Genomic DNA, 1,789 nt, shown 5'->3' with positions numbered 1-1,789 from the left:
TACCTATAACCGCGCCGAGCAGGCCTTCACCAAAGGCCAGCCGGAATGGGGCGCGCATCTCGCCGACGAGCTGCAGCGGCTCGTCGATCTTCATGACGCCTCGACCATCGCGGCCGTCATCGTCGAGCCGATGGCCGGCTCGACGGGCGTGCTGCCGCCGCCGGTCGGCTATTTGCAGCGCTTGCGCGAGCTTTGCACCAAGCACGGCATCCTGCTGATCTTCGACGAGGTCATCACCGGCTTCGGACGGCTCGGCTATGCGACGGCGGCTGAACGCTTCGGCGTCACGCCCGACATCATCACCTTCGCCAAAGGCATCACGAGCGGAACGGTGCCGATGGGCGGCGCGATCGTGCGCAAGCATATTTACGAGGCCTTCCAGTCGGGCCCCGATCATGTGATCGACCTTTTCCACGGCTATACCTATTCGGGCCATCCGCTGGCCGCCGCGGCGGGCCTCGCGACGCTCGACCTCTATCGCAAGGACAATCTCTTCGTGCGCGCGCAGGCGCTGGAGCCGATCTTCGCCGACGCGATCATGAGCCTCAAGGGCCACAAGCTGATCGCCGACATCCGCACCATCGGGCTTGCGGGCGCCATCGACCTCGTGCCCATCGACGGGCTTCCGGGCAAGCGCGGCTTCGAGACGATGCGCCACGCCTTCCACGACGAGAACATGATGGTGCGCGTGTCGGGCGACTGCATCGCCTTCTCGCCGCCGCTGATCGTGGAAAAAGCGCAGATCGAGGAAATCTTCCACCGCTTCCGCAAGGTACTCGACCGGGTGGCGTGAGGCCGCTCCACCGATGCCGTCGTCCCGGGATTTATTCCCGGGACCCAACGACATCGATACTTGCTGAGCCGTCGATGGGTCCCGGCAACAAGTGTCGGGACGACATCATCAGAAGTCGGCCGTCAGTAATTCCCCGCCTTCTTCGCCGATTCGCGTTCGGCCCAGCCATAGATGCCCTTGGCCATCAGCGAGGCTTCGGCCTTGCGGCGCTGGCCATAGATGGCGGCGCGGATGCCGTGGACCTCGCGGTTTTCGGGCTCGGCCTGCGCGGCCATTTCGGCGAAGTGACAGGCGAGGCGAAGATCGCCGCCTTCGGCGAGTTCCGACGCACGCTTCGCAAGAACCAGGGCGCCGCCCGCGAGGCGCGCGAGTTCGGCCGCCAGCACGGCGTCGGGCGCGGGCTTCAGATGGGCGGGGTTGCCGTCATACCAGCCGCCATAGAGACGCCAGATATTGTGGATGACGAATTCGGGCTCGTCATAGACCGGGCGCAAGTAGGGCTTGTCCATCAGCGATGAGGGAAGCTTCACCGACTGCACGATGTCGTCGAGGCGGAGCCCTGCATTCATCATGTCGAGCGTCTGGCGCACCAGCGTTTCGAGCGCGGTCGCGATATTGTCGAGAACGCTCGCGATGCGCGCCTTGCCCGCAATGGGAAGGCCATGCGCCGGCAGCAGCAGTTCGGGTTCGAGCGCGATCATTTCGCGCAGCGCTTTTGCCCATTCGAGCGGATAGCGCTGCACCTTCTGCGGATTGCCGGCATTGGGGAAGACCCAGGTGACGAAATCGCCCGAGCAGATCGCCTTGTGCTCCGGCACCCAGGCCCAGAGATGATCGTCGGTCTCGCCGATCGCGTGGTGAAGTTCGAAATGCGTGTCGCCGACCTTCATGTCGAGGCGGTCGCGGAAGGTCGTGTCGGGCTCGACCCAGGGATCGGGGCCGAAGCGGCCGGCCGGCGGCAAGGCCTTGCCCTGCGCATCGGTCACACCCATGCGC

The 1,789-nt window shown here is 65.2% G+C and carries 2 protein-coding genes; one reads left to right on the top strand and one right to left on the bottom strand.

Going from position 1 to position 1,789, the window contains the following annotated elements; all coding sequences use genetic code 11:
• Nucleotides 1-793: aminotransferase class III-fold pyridoxal phosphate-dependent enzyme (locus tag VMR03_RS10780; RefSeq protein WP_325405044.1), on the top strand; the 793-nt coding region annotated here is incomplete at its 5' end.
• A 122-nt stretch (nt 794-915) separates the two neighbouring features.
• Here VMR03_RS10780 and VMR03_RS10775 read toward each other — a convergent pair.
• Nucleotides 916-1,789: alkyl sulfatase dimerization domain-containing protein (locus tag VMR03_RS10775; protein ID WP_325405042.1), on the bottom strand; the 874-nt coding region annotated here is incomplete at its 5' end.

This window comes from Parvibaculum sp., assembly GCF_035511255.1.
Taxonomy (GTDB): Bacteria; Pseudomonadota; Alphaproteobacteria; order Parvibaculales; family Parvibaculaceae; genus Parvibaculum.
Note: the sequence above shows the minus strand (reverse complement) of the source record. Positions and strands in the feature narration are given on the sequence as shown.